Source organism: Algoriphagus ratkowskyi (assembly GCF_002150505.1).
Classification (GTDB): domain Bacteria; phylum Bacteroidota; class Bacteroidia; order Cytophagales; family Cyclobacteriaceae; genus Algoriphagus; species Algoriphagus ratkowskyi.
Map to the genome: position 1 here is coordinate 1 of NZ_MSSV01000021.1, position 17,212 is coordinate 17,212.

The following is a 17,212-nucleotide window of genomic DNA, read 5'->3' on the forward strand; positions in this document are numbered from 1 at the left end:
CGAGAAACTGTTCTACATCATCCCGTTGAATACAAAATTCTTTCGGTTTTCAAGACCTTTTCCTGATCTAATCTTCACATGCTAGAGGTGCCACCGAAAGGAATAAAAAGCCTCCTTATTTATTTAAAGGGTTTTTGGGTACAAAAAGTTGGTAAGATCTTCCAATTCTATAAAACTCATATGATCACTATGAAGTAAAGGCCATTATTTATTTTAGCTAATACATTTCGCTTATTGTGTGATTTAGTCTATATGGGTTGTCTTTTATCTTACTATTTCTAATTCCATTTTTCATTTTTGGAATATTATTGCAGTTTTGCATCAAAGTAAATTTGAATGTCCATTCTATTTAAAGGTCTCCGTATTATTAATCCTGATGGTTCTGAAGAATCAACTGATTACGTTTTTGATAATCGAGAATTTTCCGAAAAATCTTCTAGTAATAGTTCGCATGTTAATCAAGAAATCAATGCTTCAGGCTGGATTTTATCACCTGGTTGGATTGATCTTAGATGCAGCATGGGTGAGCCAGGCCATGAATACAAAGAGTCCATTGAGAGCTTAGCTGAGTGTTTGGTAGTAAGTGGTTTTTCAACCGCTGTGATATTACCTAATACAGATCCTGTTATTCAATCTAAAGGTGATGTGGATTATGTGCTGAATAGATCTAAAAGATATACTCCAGAGTTTTTGATCCAAGGAGCAGCTACTAAAGACACGAATGGTGAGAATTTGACCGAGATTCTCGATATGCATCATCAATCTGGCGTTTCCATCTTTGGAGAAGGAATAAAGCCCTTAGCTAATGGAGATCGCTATATGAAAATCCTACAGTATCTCCAGAAATTCGACGGAGTGTTGTTTGATCATGCATATGATCCGTTATTAGCCATCTATGGTCAAATGCACGAGGGTGAGTGCTCTACGATGCTTGGCATGAAAGGATTTCCTAATCTTGCGGAAGATGTAGCTATCCAGAGAAATCTTGAAATAATTCGCTATGCTGGTGGCCGTGTTCATTTTCAGACACTCAATACTGCTAAAGGAGTAAATTTAATCCGGCAAGCTAAAGCAGAAGGGCTTAATGTGACTGCTGATGTTTCTATTTATCAATTATTATTTGATGATGGAGAACTGGTGGATTTTGATCCAAATCTTAAAGTATTACCTCCATTCAGGGGAAGTGCCGATAGAGCAGCATTGATTGAGGGTATCAAGGATGGAACTATTGACGCGCTAGTTAGTAATCATCAGCCTGAAGATAGAGACTCTAAGTTTATGGAATTTGACCTAGCGAATTTCGGGATGGTCGGCTTACAAACATTTCTTCCAGCGCTAGTTTTACTAGAAAAAGAATTAGGATGGTCTCTTTTGATAGAAAAAATCACTGCTGGTCCAACTAGGATATTGCCTCATGAACTGAATCAATCCTGGACTATATTTGATCCGGAAGGTGATTGGAGCTATAATGAGAAATCAAATAAATCACTTTCTTCGAATTCACCTTGGTATGGGAAAGAGCTCAAAGGGCTGGTAAAATATGTGATTCAAAAAGGGGAGTTAATAGAAGTGAATGTTTAAATACTTTAGTACGTCGTACAAGTTTGGTGGATTTGCGGGGGTGTTGAGTATACTGGCATTTATTACTCTTTCATTTTTGTACTCAGATCCCACTAACCTAAATCTGATTTTTGGTTATGCGATTACCCCGATTGCTATTTTTCTTGCAGTTAAATTTTACAGAGATTATAGTAATGAAGGCAATCTCTCATTTTCAGAAGGAATGTCTGTGGGATTTGTAGCTTATATGTTAGAAGCAATAGTTTCATTAGCTGGAATATGGTTGATACTAATAGTACACCCAGATTTATTTGATAGAATTAAGACTTCAAAGCTTAATGTTTTGGGGGCAAGCAAGGATACTATTATAGCTCAAGTTGGGGAAGGGTCATTCGATTTAACTCTAGTGAGCATCAATAATATGATCCCATGGGATATTGCTTTGAATGATGCACTTTGGAAAATCATCCCAGGTCTGTTTTTTACTATTATTATATCTATTATTTTAAGGAAAAATCCTAACTAACTAAATCATGGAAGAACAACAATCTCCTTTTCAGGCAGCTATCAAGCCTGGGTTAACAATTGGCTTAGTGTCTTTGGCGCTTACGTTTATTGCCTATTTTATTGATTCATCTCTCCTAGGATCTGCGTGGTTTGGGTTGGTGGCAATTGTCCTATTCTTCGTTTTAATGATGTATTTCGGTAAACAATATAGAACTGAATTAGGAGGTTTTATGACGTTTGGAACAGCTTTTAACTTTAGTTTCGTAGCTATAGTAATTTCAGGCTTAGTAGGCTTGATTGGTCAGATTCTTTTATTTCAAGTTATTGACCCATCTTTGGCTGGAGTGTTGGCAGATCAGGGATTCGAGACCCAATTATCCATTATGGAAAGTTTCGGTCAAAATCCTGATTCTATGGATCCTGCTTTATTGGAAGAAATGAGAAGTAGCGCTGCCAATAGTTTTACGCTATCTGGGCAACTGATGGCTTTTGGTTTTAGTTTGATAGTATATGCAATTATTGCGTTAATTTTGGGAGCAATCCTTAAGAAGAGGGACAAGTCTCTCGATTATTAAATTATGACCCAAATTTCAGTTGTAGTTCCTGTATTTAATGAGGAAGAGTCTCTGCCTGAATTAACTCAATGGATTAGCCGTGTCATGCATGATCACGGCTTTTCTTATGAATTGATTTATATAAATGATGGGAGCACAGACAATTCCTGGTCAATAATTCATTCGCTTTCCATAGTATCTAAGCAGGTGAAAGGAATCAATTTCACTAGAAATTATGGGAAATCAGCTGCTCTGGATGCAGGATTTAAAAAAGCGTGTGGTGATGTTGTCATCACGATGGATTCAGACCTTCAGGATAGTCCTGAAGAAATTCCTGGCTTGTATGCGATGGTCACTGGAGGATTTGATGTGGTTTCTGGCTGGAAAAAAAAGCGTCATGATCCTCTAGGGAAAACAATCCCTTCACGATTTTTTAATGGTGTAACGCGGTGGATCTCAGGGATTAATTTACATGATTTTAATTGTGGATTAAAGGCATACCGACTTAAAGTAGTTAAGAACATTAATGTCTATGGTGAAATGCATAGATACATTCCTTTATTGGCAAAATGGAATGGGTTTGGGAAAATAGGTGAGAAGGTAGTTCAACATCAAGCTAGAAAATATGGGTATTCTAAATTTGGCTTAGAGCGTTTCCTGAATGGTTTCCTAGATTTGATATCTGTCTCTTTTGTACATCGATACAAAAAAAAGCCAATGCACTTTTTCGGACTTCTCGGCAGTGCTTCATTTTTTACTGGATTTATAATCACATGTTGGTTGATTTTTGAAAAAGTATATGGCTTAAGTAAAGGACATAAAGTACGGGAAATTACCGATCAGCCTCTTTTCTTTTTGGCACTGGTGGCGTTGATTATAGGGGTGCAGTTATTTGTAACTGGATTTATAGCCGAGTTAATGACCTCTAACCAATCCAAAGAAGCGGAGTATAAAATTGACGAGGAGATTAACTTCGATTTCTGATGAAGTTCTCGGTAATCATACCGGTTTTCAATCGACCAGACGAATTACGTGAGTTACTTCATAGTCTCAGCAATCAGATTTTCACAGATTTCGAGGTTGTTGTGATCGAGGATGGCTCTTTAATTAATTCGAGTGATGTAATCTCCAATTTTGCCGATCTACTCCAGCTTCAATATTTAGTACAGGTGAATACAGGACAAGGATTTGCCAGAAATAATGGAATGAAAATCGCAAATGGTGACTTTTTTGTTATTCTAGATTCTGACGTGATTTTACCAAATGATTATTTGCAAGAATTAGCAAAAGCTATTGACAGCAGAAATCTTAATGCTTTTGGTGGACCAGATGCTGCCGATAAAGATTTTACGGCTTTGCAGAAAGCTATGGATTTTGCGATGACTTCCTTTTGGACTACAGGTGGGATTCGCGGGAAAATGAAAGATCCTGCCAAGTACCAAGCTCGTGGGTTCAATATGGGAGTATCGCGAAAAGTATTCGAAACGACTGCTGGTTTTGTAGATCCGAATCAGGGAGAAGATATAGAATGGAGTATTCGTATTAAGAAAGCAGGATTCAAGCTTGAATTGGTAAAGAATGCTTTCGTATATCACAAACGTAAAAACACACTTAAATCATTTGCCAAGCAAGCCTTTTCATTTGGGAGGAATCGAGTGAACGTTTCCAGATTTCATCCAGAAGCTATTAAGTTGGTTCACTGGTTGCCATCAGCTTTTTTGCTTTTTAGTCTATCAATCCCTATTTTCTTTATTGGTAGTAAACCTCTATTTCATCTCAGTATAGCTGTGTTTATTACCTGGAGTGTTGGCGTTGTTCTTTCTTCTGCAGTGCAAAATAAGTCAGCTAAAGTCGGGGTTTTAAGTTGGTTTACCTCAGTTTTGCAACTTTGGTCGTATGGACTTGGATTGCCTTTAGAGCTTTTAAGGAAATACGTAAAAGGTTAATTGCCCTTTCTACAAACAAAGATCACTTCTTCAGATGGGAGTGCGTTCTGCTTAACACTCGCTGAAGAGATTTCTTTTACAAAATGGTTTTCCTCTATTATTAACCCAGATTTTCTCAAACGTTCTGCATAATCTTTTCCAAACTTCCTCACGTGGTCTCTCTGCCCAAATATTCGTTCGCGTTCTGCCGGATCAATGATTTTATTGTCTTCTAAAGTCTTTTTGATGGGGTAAATAGGGGATTGTAGGATTCCCCAGCCATTCGGCTTCAATACACGATTAAACTCAGCACAAGCTCTTATGTCATCATCCACGTGTTCCAGTACATGATTGCAAAATACAACATCAAAACTATTTTCGGGAAATGGGATGTCATGAACATCCATTTTAACTTTTGCCAAAGGGGATTCTATATCGGCAGTGATGTAATCCAAGTTTTTCAAACTTTCAAATCTTTCAATAAAACAATGCTCAGGTGCTACATGTAGTACTCGAAGTGGTGCGGTAAAAAAGTCGGTCTTTTCTTTTAAGAAAAGCCACATCAGACGATGACGCTCGAGTGCTAAGCAATTTGGGCAAAGCGCATTTGCTCTCGCTATCCGACCATAAGGAAGAAATTTCTTATAGCTATGATCACATACAGGACAAGTCACTTCTTTACCCGAATTCATTTTAGCAAATACCTTCATTACTAATGGGCTAACGCGCTGTAATAACGGCCTAGGCACGTAACGAATAACAAAACTGATAATTGATTTCATGGTTGATTATGATCTGACTGCAAGTTACGCAAAGGCTGAAAAGGAGCGTAATGAAATGGAATGTTTTGCTATTTTACATTATTTATGAATTCAAGTACAATAACTATCTTGTTTGTGGGGAATCAATCAGTATTTTAGTTGAAGGGAATATTTCTTTCATTACCACTTAAAAATTGGCCTTTATGAAGATCAGGAGATTGCTTTTTTTACAATGGCTTTTTACACTAATTGTTCTGGAAGGAGCTTCCAATTTTGCACAAGCTCAAGAAATACGAACTTTTACTTTAGAGGAAATGGTGCAACATGCAAAGGATAATTCTGCCTATGCACTCCGTGTGAAGACTATAAAAGAGAATAGCTACTGGCAATACAGACTATTCAAGTCAAATTACAATCCGCAATTAAGACTGAACGGAACAATTCCTCAATACTCCCAATCATACAGTCCCATCACGCAACCTGATGGCTCTATCGAATTTATCGAGGTAAAGCAGAATTTTATGGATTTGGGTTTGGGGCTTCAGCAGGTGGTAGGTGCTACCGGAGGGACTATTTCAATTAACACTTCTACCAACAGGTTTGATAACTTCCGTCCATTTCCGGGTGAACCTCAAACCAGGTATTCAGGTGTGCCTGTGAGTGTGGCATTGCAACAACCAATTTTTGCTTATAACAGATTTAAATGGGATAAAAAGATCGAACCTTTATTGTATGAAGAGAGCAAGCGGGAATATGTAGCGGAGATGGAAGGGGTTTCTGTTTACGTTACCCAATTGTATTTTGATTATTTAATCGCGCAGGTTAATGCAGAGATTGCTACTATGAATCTAAAGAATACGGAAGATATTTTCTACATAGAAAAAAAACGGAATGAAATGGGAGTCACTCCTGAAGATGAGCTTTTGCAAATAGAATTACAGGTGCTAAATGCTCAGCAAGCAAGGGCAGAGGCTCAACTATCTTTAGAAAAGACAGCATTTGCAATGAATTCATTCATTGGGTTGAATCAATCCTCTAAGTTAAAACTAGTTTCTCCTGTTGATATTCCGGATTTTGAAGTAGATGTGGATAGGGCAATTGAGCTTGCTTTTCAAAACAGAGCTGAGGCAATTGGATTTGATCGACAGAAAACCGTAGCTGAATCTCAGGTGGCTCAGGCAAAAGGAGATCGTTTCCAAGTGCTACTAAATGCAAGGTATGGGTATAATAACGCAGCGCTTAATTTCCCTGACCTCTATCAGAATCCCAATACTCAAGCGCTGGTAAGTTTGGGACTGTCTGTTCCAATTTTAGACTGGGGTAGGAATAAGGCCAGAATGTCTATGGCAATGGCTAACCAAGAGCTAGTAGAATATACTGTAGACCAGGAGTTGATTAATTTTCAACAGGAAGTTTTTACTCAGGTGAAAACTTTCATGATGATCAAGGATAGACTAAAAGTGAGTAAAGTGTCGGATGACGTCGCTCAACGTAGATACGACATAGCTCTGAAAAGATATCAAACAGGGAACGTGACTATTACCAATCTCAACATTGCGCAAAATGAAAAAGACTCTAATAAAAGAGCCTTTTACACTTCCTTGAAGGACTTTTGGGAGGCATATTATGAGCTGAGATCCCTCACTTTATATGATTTCGAAAAAGAGGAGTTACTCTATCGTCCTGATTTAGATTAGTTTGAGTATTTAGGAATTTTTTCTTATGTATTCTTCAAGCTTTCGGATCTTCTTATCAAGCTTCTCAATTGACTTAGATTGTTTACCCAATTTCTTGGTAATTTTCTCTACATCATTTGGAGAGAGCTTTCCTGCGCCATTCTTTTTATCATAGTCTTCTCTTGTTTTCGCAAGTTTTTCGACAGCTTTCCTGTGACTTTCTGTGTACTTTTCGAGCTGAATTTTTGATTTTTCTAATTTCTCTTGAGTTTTCGAATCTACAGTTGAAGTACTTACAGATTGGGCAATTACTTCAGCTGGTGATAAGTAAATCAAGCCACCTAAAAGTATACATGTAAAGATTAGTTTTTTCATAATTATAGTGATTTATGTTATAAAGATACAACAGATAAATACTCGAACTGGTTTATTCTATATTTGAATAACCTGATTCTCCCTTCGGTAAGCGTGCAGCTTTTTTAAGGGATTCACGGATGATCCATTCGAGTTGGCCATTAGTACTACGAAATTCATCGGCCGCCCATTTTTCGAGCGCTTTCATCATATTTTCATCCAACCGAAGTGCAAATGCTTTCTTTCTAGACATAATTTATTTCTCAATCCAATCTTTCATGAAATCTGTTAACTCTTTAGATTTCATCGTACCAATCATTATTTTTTTCTTTTCCCCCACATCCAAAAGGAGACCCTCATCACCTAGAACCGAATACGCTTTCGTAGTTTTATTGCCTTTTAAACCCCATCCACCATAATCAGTCAGCGGGCTGTATTCAATCACTTCAGCTGAAAGTATTTCTGCTCTGGAATAGTTTCTCCAATTCCTGATGATGGGTTTATATCTAAAGGATATATTTTGTCTGTCAATTCTAGTCTCTAATCTTAGACTTAAAATAAGTAGAATTAACAGACCCATGGTGCCTATAACTACGGCCATAGCAATTATCATTTCTTGCTTGTCCTCGGAGGTAGCATATAGTATGGCCAGTAGAATAAGTGTTGGTAGCTCTATTAGTATAATTAAATACATAACCCAGGTGCCAACATAAGATTGACTTTCTTTAAAAATTCGATTAACCACGGCTATTGATTTAATGTTCCGACGTTCAAGACTGGTGTGGCACTTTTATCAGAGCATAGTACTACCATTAAATTGGAGACCATCACTGCTTTTTTTTCATTGTCAAAATCTACTATTCCTTTCATTTTGAGGTCAGCTAAAGCCATTTCCACCATTCCAACTGCGCCTTCTACTATCTTTTGGCGTGCAGCCACATTGCAGTTGCCTGTTGTCTTTGAAGCATAGCCGATGCGATCTCCGAAGAATAGGCGAGATGCGAAATTCTAGCTTCTATCACTTTTATGCCAGCATGGTGAAGTCGTTCACCAATTTCTTTTTCCAAAGAATGATTCACATCTTCTACTCCCGATCTCAGAGTGACCTCCGCTTCTTCTGCTTCAAAATTATCGTAAGGGTATAATCCAGCCATTTTTCTAATGGCGGCATCTGATTGAAGATGTACAAAGTTTTCATAATCATCGACATCGAAAGAAGTTTTGAACGTGTCTTCCACTTGCCATACTACAATAGTCCCAATCATCACAGGATTACCGATTTTGTCATTCACTTTTACTGGCTTGTTTTCAAAGTTTCTTACACGAAGTGAAATTTTCTTTTTGGTGATGAATGGAATGACCCAATAAAACCCATTGGCTTTGACAGTTCCCTCATATTTACCAAATAGAAGGAGTACAGCTGCTTTGTTAGGCTCAACAATGAAGAAGCCTGGAAAACACAGAATATAAAGAAAAAGAGTTACTCCGCCGATGGGAGAACTATTGGATAATAAAACTACTGAAATAGCTATTCCAATTAACACAAGGAAAACCATGATGTATCCGGAGCTGGGTTTGGTTATTTTTTACATGTTAATATGATGTTAAAATGATATCATATTAAAATACAAAAAAAAACTCTCAGGATTGATTAATAGTTGATAAAAAAAATACCCCGAAGTAGTTCGGGGTATTTGAATATGGTGAGCTTTCTTTACTTTTTAGTGAAGAGTGAATCGACAAATTCCTTACGATTGAAAATCTGTAGATCAGTCATTTTCTCACCTACACCTATGTATTTGACGGGAATTTTAAATTGGTCCGAAATACCGATAACTACTCCGCCTTTGGCAGTGCCGTCAAGTTTGGTAATGGCGAGAGCAGTGATTTCTGTCACTTTCGTAAATTCTTTGGCTTGAATAAATGCATTCTGTCCTGTAGAGCCATCCAATACAAGTAGGATTTCGTGGGGAGCATCAGGGATGAACTTCTGCATTACGCGTTTTATCTTGCCTAGCTCATTCATCAGATTGACTTTGGTGTGAAGACGTCCGGCCGTATCGATTATTACCACATCGGCATTAGTATCTACGCCTTGCTTTACGGCATCGAATGCTACGGAAGCCGGGTCAGTGTTCATTCCATGTGAGACTACGGGCACCCCAACTCTTTCTCCCCAGAGAATCAATTGATCCACAGCTGCTGCTCTAAACGTATCTGCAGCGCCTAAGATTACTGACTTCCCTGCCGATTGGAAAAGGTTTGCAAGTTTGCCTATGGTAGTAGTTTTACCCACACCATTCACTCCTACCACCATGATAACATATGGTTTTTTGCCTTCGGGCAGATCAATGTCAAGCAGGTCTTGGGAGTTATTTTCTTTGAGAAGGTTCTCAATTTCTTCCTTAAGAATGACGTCTAACTCAGTTGTGTTGACATATTTGTCTCTGGCTACTCGTTCTTCTATGCGTTTGATTACTTTGATAGTCGTATCAACTCCTACGTCGGAAGTGATAAGAATTTCCTCCAATTCATCCAAAACCTCGTCGTCCACTTTAGACTTACCGACTACGGCTTTACTTAGTTTTGAAAAAATATTTTCGCTTGATTTCTGAAGGCCCTTATCAAGGCTTTCTTTCTTGTCTTTTGAAAAGAAACCAAAGATTCCCATGCTTATGCTTTTTAAAAGTGGAATATAACGAAAAAGTCCCTGCTGACCGATGGACAGAGGGACTCGAATGCCTTATGTTGCGAATTGCAACTTATTTTTTCAAAGTGTCCTGTACCAAAGGGGAAGGGACCATTTCTTCTCTGAAGGTATAAGCGCCAGTCTTTGGAGATCTTACCGCTTTGATTACTTTGGCGTAAGACACGCCACCTTCTTTTTTAAGGGTTGCTACTACTTTCTTAGCCATAGTCTTTTTGTTTTAACGGAATTGCTTCCGAGCTAGATTACTTAATTTCTTTATGAACAGTTACTTTCTTCATTATTGGGTTGAATTTCTTCAATTCCAATCTTTCGGTCGTGTTTTTTCTATTCTTGGTTGTGATGTATCTTGAAGTACCTGGCAAGCCAGAAGCTTTATGCTCCGTGCATTCCATAATCACTTGTACTCTATTGCCTTTCTTAGCCATCTTTGTATTGATTTAAGGTCGCGACCTTGATTATCTGATTACAATCATCCCGTTATCCTGCGCTTCTTTCAAAACTGCAGTGATACCTTTTTTATTGATTGTCTTCAATGCCTTAGTACAAACTTTCAATGTGATCCATGCATCTTCTTCTGGAACGTAGAACGTCTTCTTATGAAGATTAGGGTAGAACCTACGCTTAGTTTTGTTGTTTGCATGGGAGACGTTGTTACCTACTCGAGGTCTTTTTCCGGTAATGTCACAAACTTTTGCCATGGTAATGTATAGTAAATTGTATCCGTTTCTGTATTGAGTTTGCAAATATCGGAACTTTTCGGTGATTTGCAACAACACATTTCAAAAATATCCTCTTTTATCTCAGGGTCTTGGAAAGGGACAGTGTTTACAGCCGTTTCCGCAGCAATAACCGCGTTTTAAGTGATATTTTTCTGTGAAAACCATCATTCCTTGCGGGTTAAAATAAAAGTCTTCCGAACTAATCGCTGGTGTTGGGAGCGGCTTCTTGCTGTCTTTCATGGTTAGAGTAATGGCAATTGCTATATTTGAGCTTGACCAGTCCTTATTTATAGAGTACACAAAATTACGAAAAACATGCAGACTATCAGTTCCAGTAAGCAAGCAATTGAATTAGAAGATAAATACGGTGCACATAATTATCATCCATTACCTGTCGTACTGGCCAGGGGCGAGGGTGTGTTCCTCTGGGACGTAGAAGGAAAGCGGTATTATGATTTCTTATCTGCCTATTCTGCGGTGAATCAAGGTCATTGTCATCCCCGTATTAAAGAGGCGCTAATTGAGCAAGCGAGCACATTGACTTTGACTTCTAGGGCCTTCCATAACGATGTGCTAGGGCCTTTCGAGAAATACATCTCTGATTACTTCGGTTTTGATAAAGTGCTCCCGATGAATACAGGTGCAGAAGGTGTAGAGACGGCTATAAAAATCGCAAGAAAATGGGGTTATGAGAAAAAGGGAGTGGATGAGAATCGTGCAAAGATTGTCGTGGCAGAGAATAACTTCCATGGTAGAACCACTACAATCATCTCTTTCTCTAATGATGAAAATGCGCGTAAGAATTTTGGGCCTTACACTGCTGGATTTGTAAAGATTCCATACGATGATATCTCTGCATTAAAGGCAGTTTTGAATGATCCTGATGTTGTTGGATTCCTTGTTGAGCCTATTCAGGGAGAAGCTGGAGTATATGTGCCGGGACCTGATTATTTGAAGGAAGCAAAGGCTGCTTGTGAAGAAAAAAATGTGCTTTTTATTGCGGATGAAATCCAGACTGGAATAGCTAGAACTGGAAAATTACTCGCAGTAGATCATGAAAATGTTAGGCCGGATATTTTGATTCTCGGTAAAGCTGTTTCTGGTGGATTTTATCCCGTGTCCCTAGTTTTGGCAGATGATGCGGTGATGGATGTGATCAAACCTGGTCAGCATGGGTCAACTTTCGGAGGGAATCCACTTGGAGCACGCGTAGCTATGACAGCACTGGAAGTGGTGAAAGATGAGAAACTGGCAGAGAACGCTGAGAAGCTAGGGCAGGTTTTCAGAGCTAGAATGCAGAATCTGGTAGAAAAGTCAGATCTCGTTCAGTTGGTTAGGGGAAAAGGTTTGCTCAACGCAGTTGTGATCAATGATACTGAAGAAAGTAGTACTGCTTGGAATATTTGTATTGCCTTGAAAAACAATGGTCTTTTGGCGAAGCCCACGCATGGAAATATAATCCGATTTGCTCCACCATTGGTGATGACTGAAGAACAGATTCATGAATGTTGTGATATTATAGAGAAATCGATCCTTGCATTCGAAAAGTAAGTTATAGCTATTGCTTACATTTCAAATAGACCCTCCTTGTTTTTGGAACTTGGGAGGGTTTTTTAGTGTCTTATGCTTAATTTTGCAACTCTAAAAAATGAACCAACACATGTTAAAAGCTATCATTTTTGATATGGATGGAGTGATTTGTCATACCAATCCATTTCATTCCATTGCCTTTCAGAAATTTTTTGCGAAGCGTGATCTGAATCCTACTCAAGCTGAATATGCTGAGCATATGTACGGGAAAAATAACGGATATATTCTGAGTCATTTCTTAGGCAGAAAGATAGAGGGGGAAGAATTGGCTTTGCTTGAAGATGAGAAAGAAGGGTTGTTCAGGGAGATATATATGTCAGAAGTAAATCCAATTTCAGGTTTTATCGAGTTTTTTGATCAGCTGAAATCTGCCGATATGCTCACAGCTGTAGCTACATCTGCTCCAAGGGCGAATTTGGATTTAATTATTGGTACACTTGGAATTGGGGGGCTAATGCAATCTCAGCTTGCTTCAGAAGATGTGTCAAATCATAAGCCCGATCCTGAAGTTTATTTAAAAAGTGCTGCCAAACTTGGAGTGAGGCCTGATAACTGTTTGGTGTTTGAAGATTCCTTTTCAGGTGCCAGTGCAGGGTTGAATGCAGGAATGAAAGTAGTTGGCGTGCTTTCTAGTCATACAATTGATGAATTGCCAAAATGTGACCTATATATAGAAGATTACAATAAATTAGATCTTAATCAGATTCAACAACTTTTCAAATAAATCATGCTAAGAAGACCTAGAAGAAATCGAAAATCTGAAGCTGTAAGGAATCTTGTGGAAGAAACGAGCCTTTCTGTCAAGGATCTTATCTTTCCAATGTTCTTGGTAGACGGAGCAAAAAAGAAAATAGCTATCGATTCCATGCCTGGAATTTATAGATTTTCTATTGATAACATGCTTGGCGAAATCGAAACCTGTATGAAGTTAGGCATTCAGGCTTTTGATGTATTTCCAGCTTATTCTGATAGTTTGAAAGATCCGGTGGCTTCTGAGAGTTATAATCCAGAGACGTTTTATTTGAAGGCGCTTCGCGAAATCAAGAAGGAATTCCCGGAAGTTTGTTTAATGTCGGATGTGGCGATGGATCCCTACAGTAGTGATGGTCATGATGGTTTGGTAAAAAATGGCAAAATTTTGAATGATGAGACACTTGAGATTTTGGCAAGAATGTCATTAGCCCAAGCGGACGCTGGGGTAGATATCATTGGGCCTTCCGATATGATGGATGGGAGAGTGGGGTATATTCGCGAGTTGTTGGATGAAAGTGGATTTACAGACACTTCTATCATGTCTTACACAGCCAAATACGCGAGCGCTTTTTATGGTCCATTTAGAGATGCGTTAGATTCTGCACCGAAATTTGGAGATAAAAAGACCTATCAAATGAATCCTTCTAATTCTCAGGAGGCGCTTATCGAAGGGGACTTAGATACAGAAGAGGGTGCAGATTTTCTCATGGTGAAGCCGGCGCTTTCTTATTTGGATATAATCAAACTGCTAGACGATAACTTTCCATTGCCAATAGCTGCTTATAATGTGTCTGGAGAGTATAGCATGGTGAAAGCTTCAGCAGAAAGAGGATGGATTGATAATGATCGGGCTATGCTTGAGATCTTAGTAAGTATTAAGCGGGCGGGAGCAAAGGTCATTCTTACATATTTTGCCAAAGAATATGCAAGTTTGGTGAAGTAATATCTTCTGTGATTATTTTTTGAAATTAAAACCGGTTAGGCCGGTTTTTTTTATGTCTAAGTGTTTTTAGACGTCTCTTTTTTTGAAAAACATGAAAATATTTTATGATTAGGTTGAATTGGGGACTTAAGTAAGTAGAGTTTTTATTTTTCGTAAAATCAGCTGGTTCACTGAAAACAAAGCCTTATGTCTTTAAAAGGAAGATCCTCTATGGTATAAGCTCCTTAATTTAAATATTCTGGATGGCGTGTGTTGTTGACGTTTTAATCAATACCTCTCTACTTTTACCGAATATTATTATTTTTTCCACTAGGGTTTATTTTTATCCTATAAATGTTAAAAATTCTTCATTTAAGTAAAAAATGGATAATTATTAACCGTCAATAATATTTTAATTTGATAATATTTCAAATACACGTTTGTTTTTATGCTAAAATTGTATTTAAATTGGAATCATAATTTCTGTGTTAGACCTATTGAAAATTTTGTTTTATGTCAAATAACTTCTTATGACTTATAAGATATTTAGCCGCTATTCTTAGTCAATGCACTAACCGGTCAAATTGTCGATTCGATAGAAATGGCTAAAAGATCTACTTAGGACCCGTGTTGACACTAGTGTCCGCCCCTTTCTACACACGGGTAATAGGGTGTTCTTACTCATGTACAAAAACGGCCATGAAAGGATGAACTTAGAATAGGCGTTGAATCCGCATTTATGTAATGCTCCGAATTCCTGAATCTTAAGACAAAGGATCTGTGCTCCGATTAATTGGGAATTTCATCTCTCTCTCTCTCTCTCTCTCTCTCTCTCTCTCTTGAAACCATATTTAAAACCTATACCTATTCAAATCATGAAAAAAAATCAATTACTAGTTTTGGCACTCTTACTTCTCGTTGTGGCCAATACTTATGCACAAGAGATGATTATACAGGAAGAAAAAGAGTCATCTGGATTAACGTTCTCAGGTTCTGTTGATTCTTACTTCCGTACCAACTTCAATGGCCCAAACAGGGGCGAAAATTTTCAGGCCCCAGCTACATCTTTTGGAAATCTTCCTGGCTTCTCTTTAGGTATGGCAAACATTATTGCTACTTATCAAGGTGAAAAAGTAGGCGCTGTCGCTGACTTGGTTTTTGGTCCAAGAGGTGAACAGGCTGTTTTTGGTTCTCCGATGTTTGCTGGAGGAATGGCTGGAAGCTCTCAAATTGTAAATCAATTGTATGTGTACTGGAATGTGAACGATGTGGTGACCTTGACCATGGGTAACTTCAATACCTTCCTCGGGTATGAGGTAATTTCTCCAACGGGAAATTTTAACTACTCTACCTCTTATATGTTCTCCAATGGACCTTTTTCTCATACAGGTTTGAAGGCAGATTTTGCACTTTCTGACAAGTGGTCATTGATGGCTGCGGTGATGAATCCTACGGATATGACTGAATTCAACATAGCTGGTACCTATACCCTTGGAGCTCAGTTAGGCTATTCGACTGATGCCGGAAGTACATACTTAAACTTCGTTTACGGGGATCAAGATGGAAAACTAGAAAATGACGGCACACTAATTACCGATCAATATTCTAATGGGACAACATTCCAAGTTGATTTAACTACAGGATTCAATGCTTCTGAGGCTATCTATCTTGGCTTAAACACTACATACAATACCACTGCTACGGGTGAAACGTTTACTGGATCTTCTGTTAGTGATACAGATGGCGATGGCGCTGGATTCTTTGGTTTTGCTGGTTATGTTCAGGCCACTACTTCTGAGAAATTTTCAATTGGTCTTCGTGGAGAATATTTTAATGTATTTAATGGTGGACTTGGTGGAGTAGTTGGTGTTAATTCTGATGGAGACGGTAGTGTCTTTGCAGCTACTCTTTCTGGGAATTTGAGAGTTCATAAAAACCTGACGTTGATTCCTGAATTGAGAATGGATGCAATGAGTGATAATTTCTTTAAGGATAATGATTTGAATGATTCAAAGAATTTGTCATCATTCATGTTGGCGGCAGTATTTGCATTCTAAAAATATAAACAGGGTCTATTTTCAATTTTAAGCCGGGATGAATTTCATCCCGGTTTTTTTATAATACAAGGTGAAGATCTAATTTCTAGGGTATGATTATGCCCAGTCCTAATAACAACGTTCTAGTGATTGTAATTACGAGTTAATTTATAGACTCATTATTGGACGTTTGTTAAAAACATTGAAAAAGATAATTTTATGAATTGTCAAAAAGCATCTATTAAATAGCGAAAACGCGTAACCTTTTTGCCTTTCATAAGTATAGTTAAGTAAGTTTAACTTAAAACTATTCTTACTATGAAACGATCGGTGTTAGTGATCGCACTTATGATGTTATCGGTGATTGGATATTCCCAATCAACTTTGAAAGGTCCAAAAGCAAAAAATGCAACAGCATCTGAACTCGCTGTCAATGCTTCCCCGATTACATTCAATACTGTTCCAAATGATCTAAAAGGGCCAAAGCGAAAGAATCAAAAAGTGTGGAAAAAGTCTGAAGGCTCTACCCAATCGGCTTACGTCCGTAGAGAGGATAAAATGCAACAAGGCCCTAAGGCAAAAAATAGAAAAGTTTGGAAAGATTGAAAATCAAGGATTACATCTTGATTTTTTATAAATGCAAAAAGCTCGGATTTTTCCGGGCTTTTTGCATTTATAAATCTTCTTCTCTTTCGAGCATAAGGATAGCAGCTTGGGAAACGATGTAATACTTTTCTCCCTCATAAACTACTTCATGTGCTCCAGAAAGTAAAAAGATAGCTAAGTCTCCTTCTTTTGCTTGAAGGGGGACATACTTCACTTTTTCTTCCTTATCCATCCATGGCTCTGGGTCATCTGAAGCTACCGGAATAGGATATCCTGGGCCAGCTTTAATTATATAGCCTTGCTGTACTTTCTCTTTTTCCTGAACCCCCGGAGGTAAATATAGCCCTGAACCAGTCTTGGCATTCGGCTTCTTTAATCGGATCAGAACTCGGTCGCCTACTACGATGAGTTTCCTTAGTTTGTTATCAGCTGTTAATTGCATGGCTATTTATCTAGAATCGAATATCAAGAGTTTATACGAGGTGTTCTTGATTCATGGATTGGTAACTAAAAAGGCATCTGCTTTTACACAGATGCCT

At 38.1% G+C, this 17,212-nt stretch carries 21 protein-coding genes and 1 pseudogene; 11 read left to right on the forward strand and 11 right to left on the reverse strand.

Annotated features, from left to right (window positions below):
• Window positions 1-336: 336 nt before the first annotated feature.
• From BVH02_RS17800 to BVH02_RS17820, 5 genes are read left to right on the forward strand one after another with little or no spacing between them, the layout of a single operon-like run.
• Complete coding sequence (locus BVH02_RS17800; protein ID WP_086502828.1) at window positions 337-1,581, forward strand: dihydroorotase; 1,245 nt, start codon at window positions 337-339, stop codon at window positions 1,579-1,581.
• Complete coding sequence (locus BVH02_RS17805; RefSeq protein ID WP_086502829.1) at window positions 1,574-2,086, forward strand: DUF4199 domain-containing protein; 513 nt, start codon at window positions 1,574-1,576, stop codon at window positions 2,084-2,086. The genes BVH02_RS17800 and BVH02_RS17805 overlap by 8 nt, the downstream gene beginning before the upstream one ends.
• 7 nt (window positions 2,087-2,093) lie before the next feature.
• Entirely contained in the window at window positions 2,094-2,642 is a 549-nt protein-coding gene (locus tag BVH02_RS17810; protein ID WP_086502830.1) for a DUF4199 domain-containing protein, read from the forward strand.
• Between the two features lie 3 nt (window positions 2,643-2,645).
• The gene (locus BVH02_RS17815) at window positions 2,646-3,605 is read left to right on the forward strand and encodes a glycosyltransferase family 2 protein (protein ID WP_086502831.1); all 960 of its coding nucleotides are present in this window, start codon (window positions 2,646-2,648) and stop codon (window positions 3,603-3,605) included.
• Window positions 3,605-4,567: a glycosyltransferase gene (locus BVH02_RS17820; RefSeq protein ID WP_086502832.1), complete on the forward strand. Its 963-nt coding sequence runs from the start codon at window positions 3,605-3,607 to the stop codon at window positions 4,565-4,567. The genes BVH02_RS17815 and BVH02_RS17820 overlap by 1 nt, the downstream gene beginning before the upstream one ends.
• Here BVH02_RS17820 and BVH02_RS17825 read toward each other — a convergent pair.
• Window positions 4,564-5,328, reverse strand: coding sequence for a class I SAM-dependent methyltransferase (locus BVH02_RS17825; protein ID WP_086502833.1), 765 nt, complete (start codon window positions 5,326-5,328; stop codon window positions 4,564-4,566). The two genes, BVH02_RS17820 and BVH02_RS17825, sit on opposite strands and share 4 nt — an antisense overlap.
• Before the next feature lie 182 nt (window positions 5,329-5,510).
• Between BVH02_RS17825 and BVH02_RS17830 the strand changes: the two genes are divergently transcribed.
• On the forward strand, window positions 5,511-7,004 hold the full coding sequence (locus BVH02_RS17830) for a TolC family protein (protein WP_086502834.1): 1,494 nt from the start codon (window positions 5,511-5,513) through the stop codon (window positions 7,002-7,004).
• 9 nt (window positions 7,005-7,013) lie between these two features.
• Here BVH02_RS17830 and BVH02_RS17835 read toward each other — a convergent pair whose 3' ends face one another.
• From BVH02_RS17835 to BVH02_RS21460, 9 genes and pseudogenes are all read right to left on the reverse strand, one after another.
• Window positions 7,014-7,358: a hypothetical protein gene (locus tag BVH02_RS17835; protein WP_086502835.1), complete on the reverse strand. Its 345-nt coding sequence runs from the start codon at window positions 7,356-7,358 to the stop codon at window positions 7,014-7,016.
• 52 nt (window positions 7,359-7,410) lie between these two features.
• The gene (locus BVH02_RS17840; protein ID WP_086502836.1) at window positions 7,411-7,590 is read right to left on the reverse strand and encodes an Arc family DNA-binding protein; all 180 of its coding nucleotides are present in this window, start codon (window positions 7,588-7,590) and stop codon (window positions 7,411-7,413) included.
• 3 nt (window positions 7,591-7,593) lie between these two features.
• Window positions 7,594-8,082: a hypothetical protein gene (locus tag BVH02_RS17845; protein ID WP_143244244.1), complete on the reverse strand. Its 489-nt coding sequence runs from the start codon at window positions 8,080-8,082 to the stop codon at window positions 7,594-7,596.
• A gap of 2 nt (window positions 8,083-8,084) precedes the next feature.
• Window positions 8,085-8,893 (reverse strand): annotated as a pseudogene (locus BVH02_RS17850) (SPFH domain-containing protein).
• Between the two features lie 158 nt (window positions 8,894-9,051).
• Window positions 9,052-10,008 carry a signal recognition particle-docking protein FtsY gene (gene ftsY, locus BVH02_RS17855; protein WP_086502838.1) on the reverse strand — a complete coding sequence of 319 codons (957 nt, stop codon included), beginning with the start codon at window positions 10,006-10,008 and terminating at the stop codon, window positions 9,052-9,054.
• Window positions 10,009-10,099: 91 nt separating this feature from the next.
• A complete protein-coding gene (locus BVH02_RS17860; protein ID WP_086502839.1) occupies window positions 10,100-10,252 on the reverse strand; it encodes a DUF4295 domain-containing protein in 153 nt (50 codons plus the stop codon).
• A gap of 37 nt (window positions 10,253-10,289) precedes the next feature.
• Window positions 10,290-10,472 carry a 50S ribosomal protein L33 gene (gene rpmG, locus BVH02_RS17865; protein ID WP_057939355.1) on the reverse strand — a complete coding sequence of 61 codons (183 nt, stop codon included), beginning with the start codon at window positions 10,470-10,472 and terminating at the stop codon, window positions 10,290-10,292.
• Window positions 10,473-10,502: 30 nt separating this feature from the next.
• Window positions 10,503-10,745 (reverse strand): 50S ribosomal protein L28, encoded by a 243-nt coding sequence (gene rpmB / locus BVH02_RS17870; protein WP_057939354.1) that lies wholly within the window; start codon window positions 10,743-10,745, stop codon window positions 10,503-10,505.
• Window positions 10,746-10,847: 102 nt separating this feature from the next.
• Entirely contained in the window at window positions 10,848-11,006 is a 159-nt protein-coding gene (locus BVH02_RS21460; protein WP_158093909.1) for a DUF5522 domain-containing protein, read from the reverse strand.
• A 75-nt stretch (window positions 11,007-11,081) separates the two neighbouring features.
• On the opposite strand from BVH02_RS21460, the gene rocD reads away from it, so the two are divergent.
• The 5 genes from rocD (at window position 11,082) to BVH02_RS17895 (ending at window position 16,673) form a co-directional block, all read left to right on the forward strand.
• On the forward strand, window positions 11,082-12,317 hold the full coding sequence (gene rocD / locus BVH02_RS17875; protein ID WP_086502840.1) for an ornithine--oxo-acid transaminase: 1,236 nt from the start codon (window positions 11,082-11,084) through the stop codon (window positions 12,315-12,317).
• Window positions 12,318-12,426: 109 nt separating this feature from the next.
• A complete protein-coding gene (locus BVH02_RS17880) occupies window positions 12,427-13,080 on the forward strand; it encodes an HAD family hydrolase (protein WP_086502841.1) in 654 nt (217 codons plus the stop codon).
• Window positions 13,081-13,083: 3 nt separating this feature from the next.
• A complete protein-coding gene (gene hemB, locus BVH02_RS17885) occupies window positions 13,084-14,052 on the forward strand; it encodes a porphobilinogen synthase (protein ID WP_086502842.1) in 969 nt (322 codons plus the stop codon).
• An 854-nt stretch (window positions 14,053-14,906) separates the two neighbouring features.
• A complete protein-coding gene (locus tag BVH02_RS17890; protein ID WP_086502843.1) occupies window positions 14,907-16,088 on the forward strand; it encodes a porin in 1,182 nt (393 codons plus the stop codon).
• Window positions 16,089-16,385: 297 nt separating this feature from the next.
• On the forward strand, window positions 16,386-16,673 hold the full coding sequence (locus BVH02_RS17895) for a hypothetical protein (protein ID WP_086502844.1): 288 nt from the start codon (window positions 16,386-16,388) through the stop codon (window positions 16,671-16,673).
• Window positions 16,674-16,740: 67 nt separating this feature from the next.
• Here BVH02_RS17895 and BVH02_RS17900 read toward each other — a convergent pair whose 3' ends face one another.
• Window positions 16,741-17,115: a co-chaperone GroES gene (locus BVH02_RS17900; protein WP_086502845.1), complete on the reverse strand. Its 375-nt coding sequence runs from the start codon at window positions 17,113-17,115 to the stop codon at window positions 16,741-16,743.
• Between the last annotated feature and the right edge of the window lie 97 nt (window positions 17,116-17,212).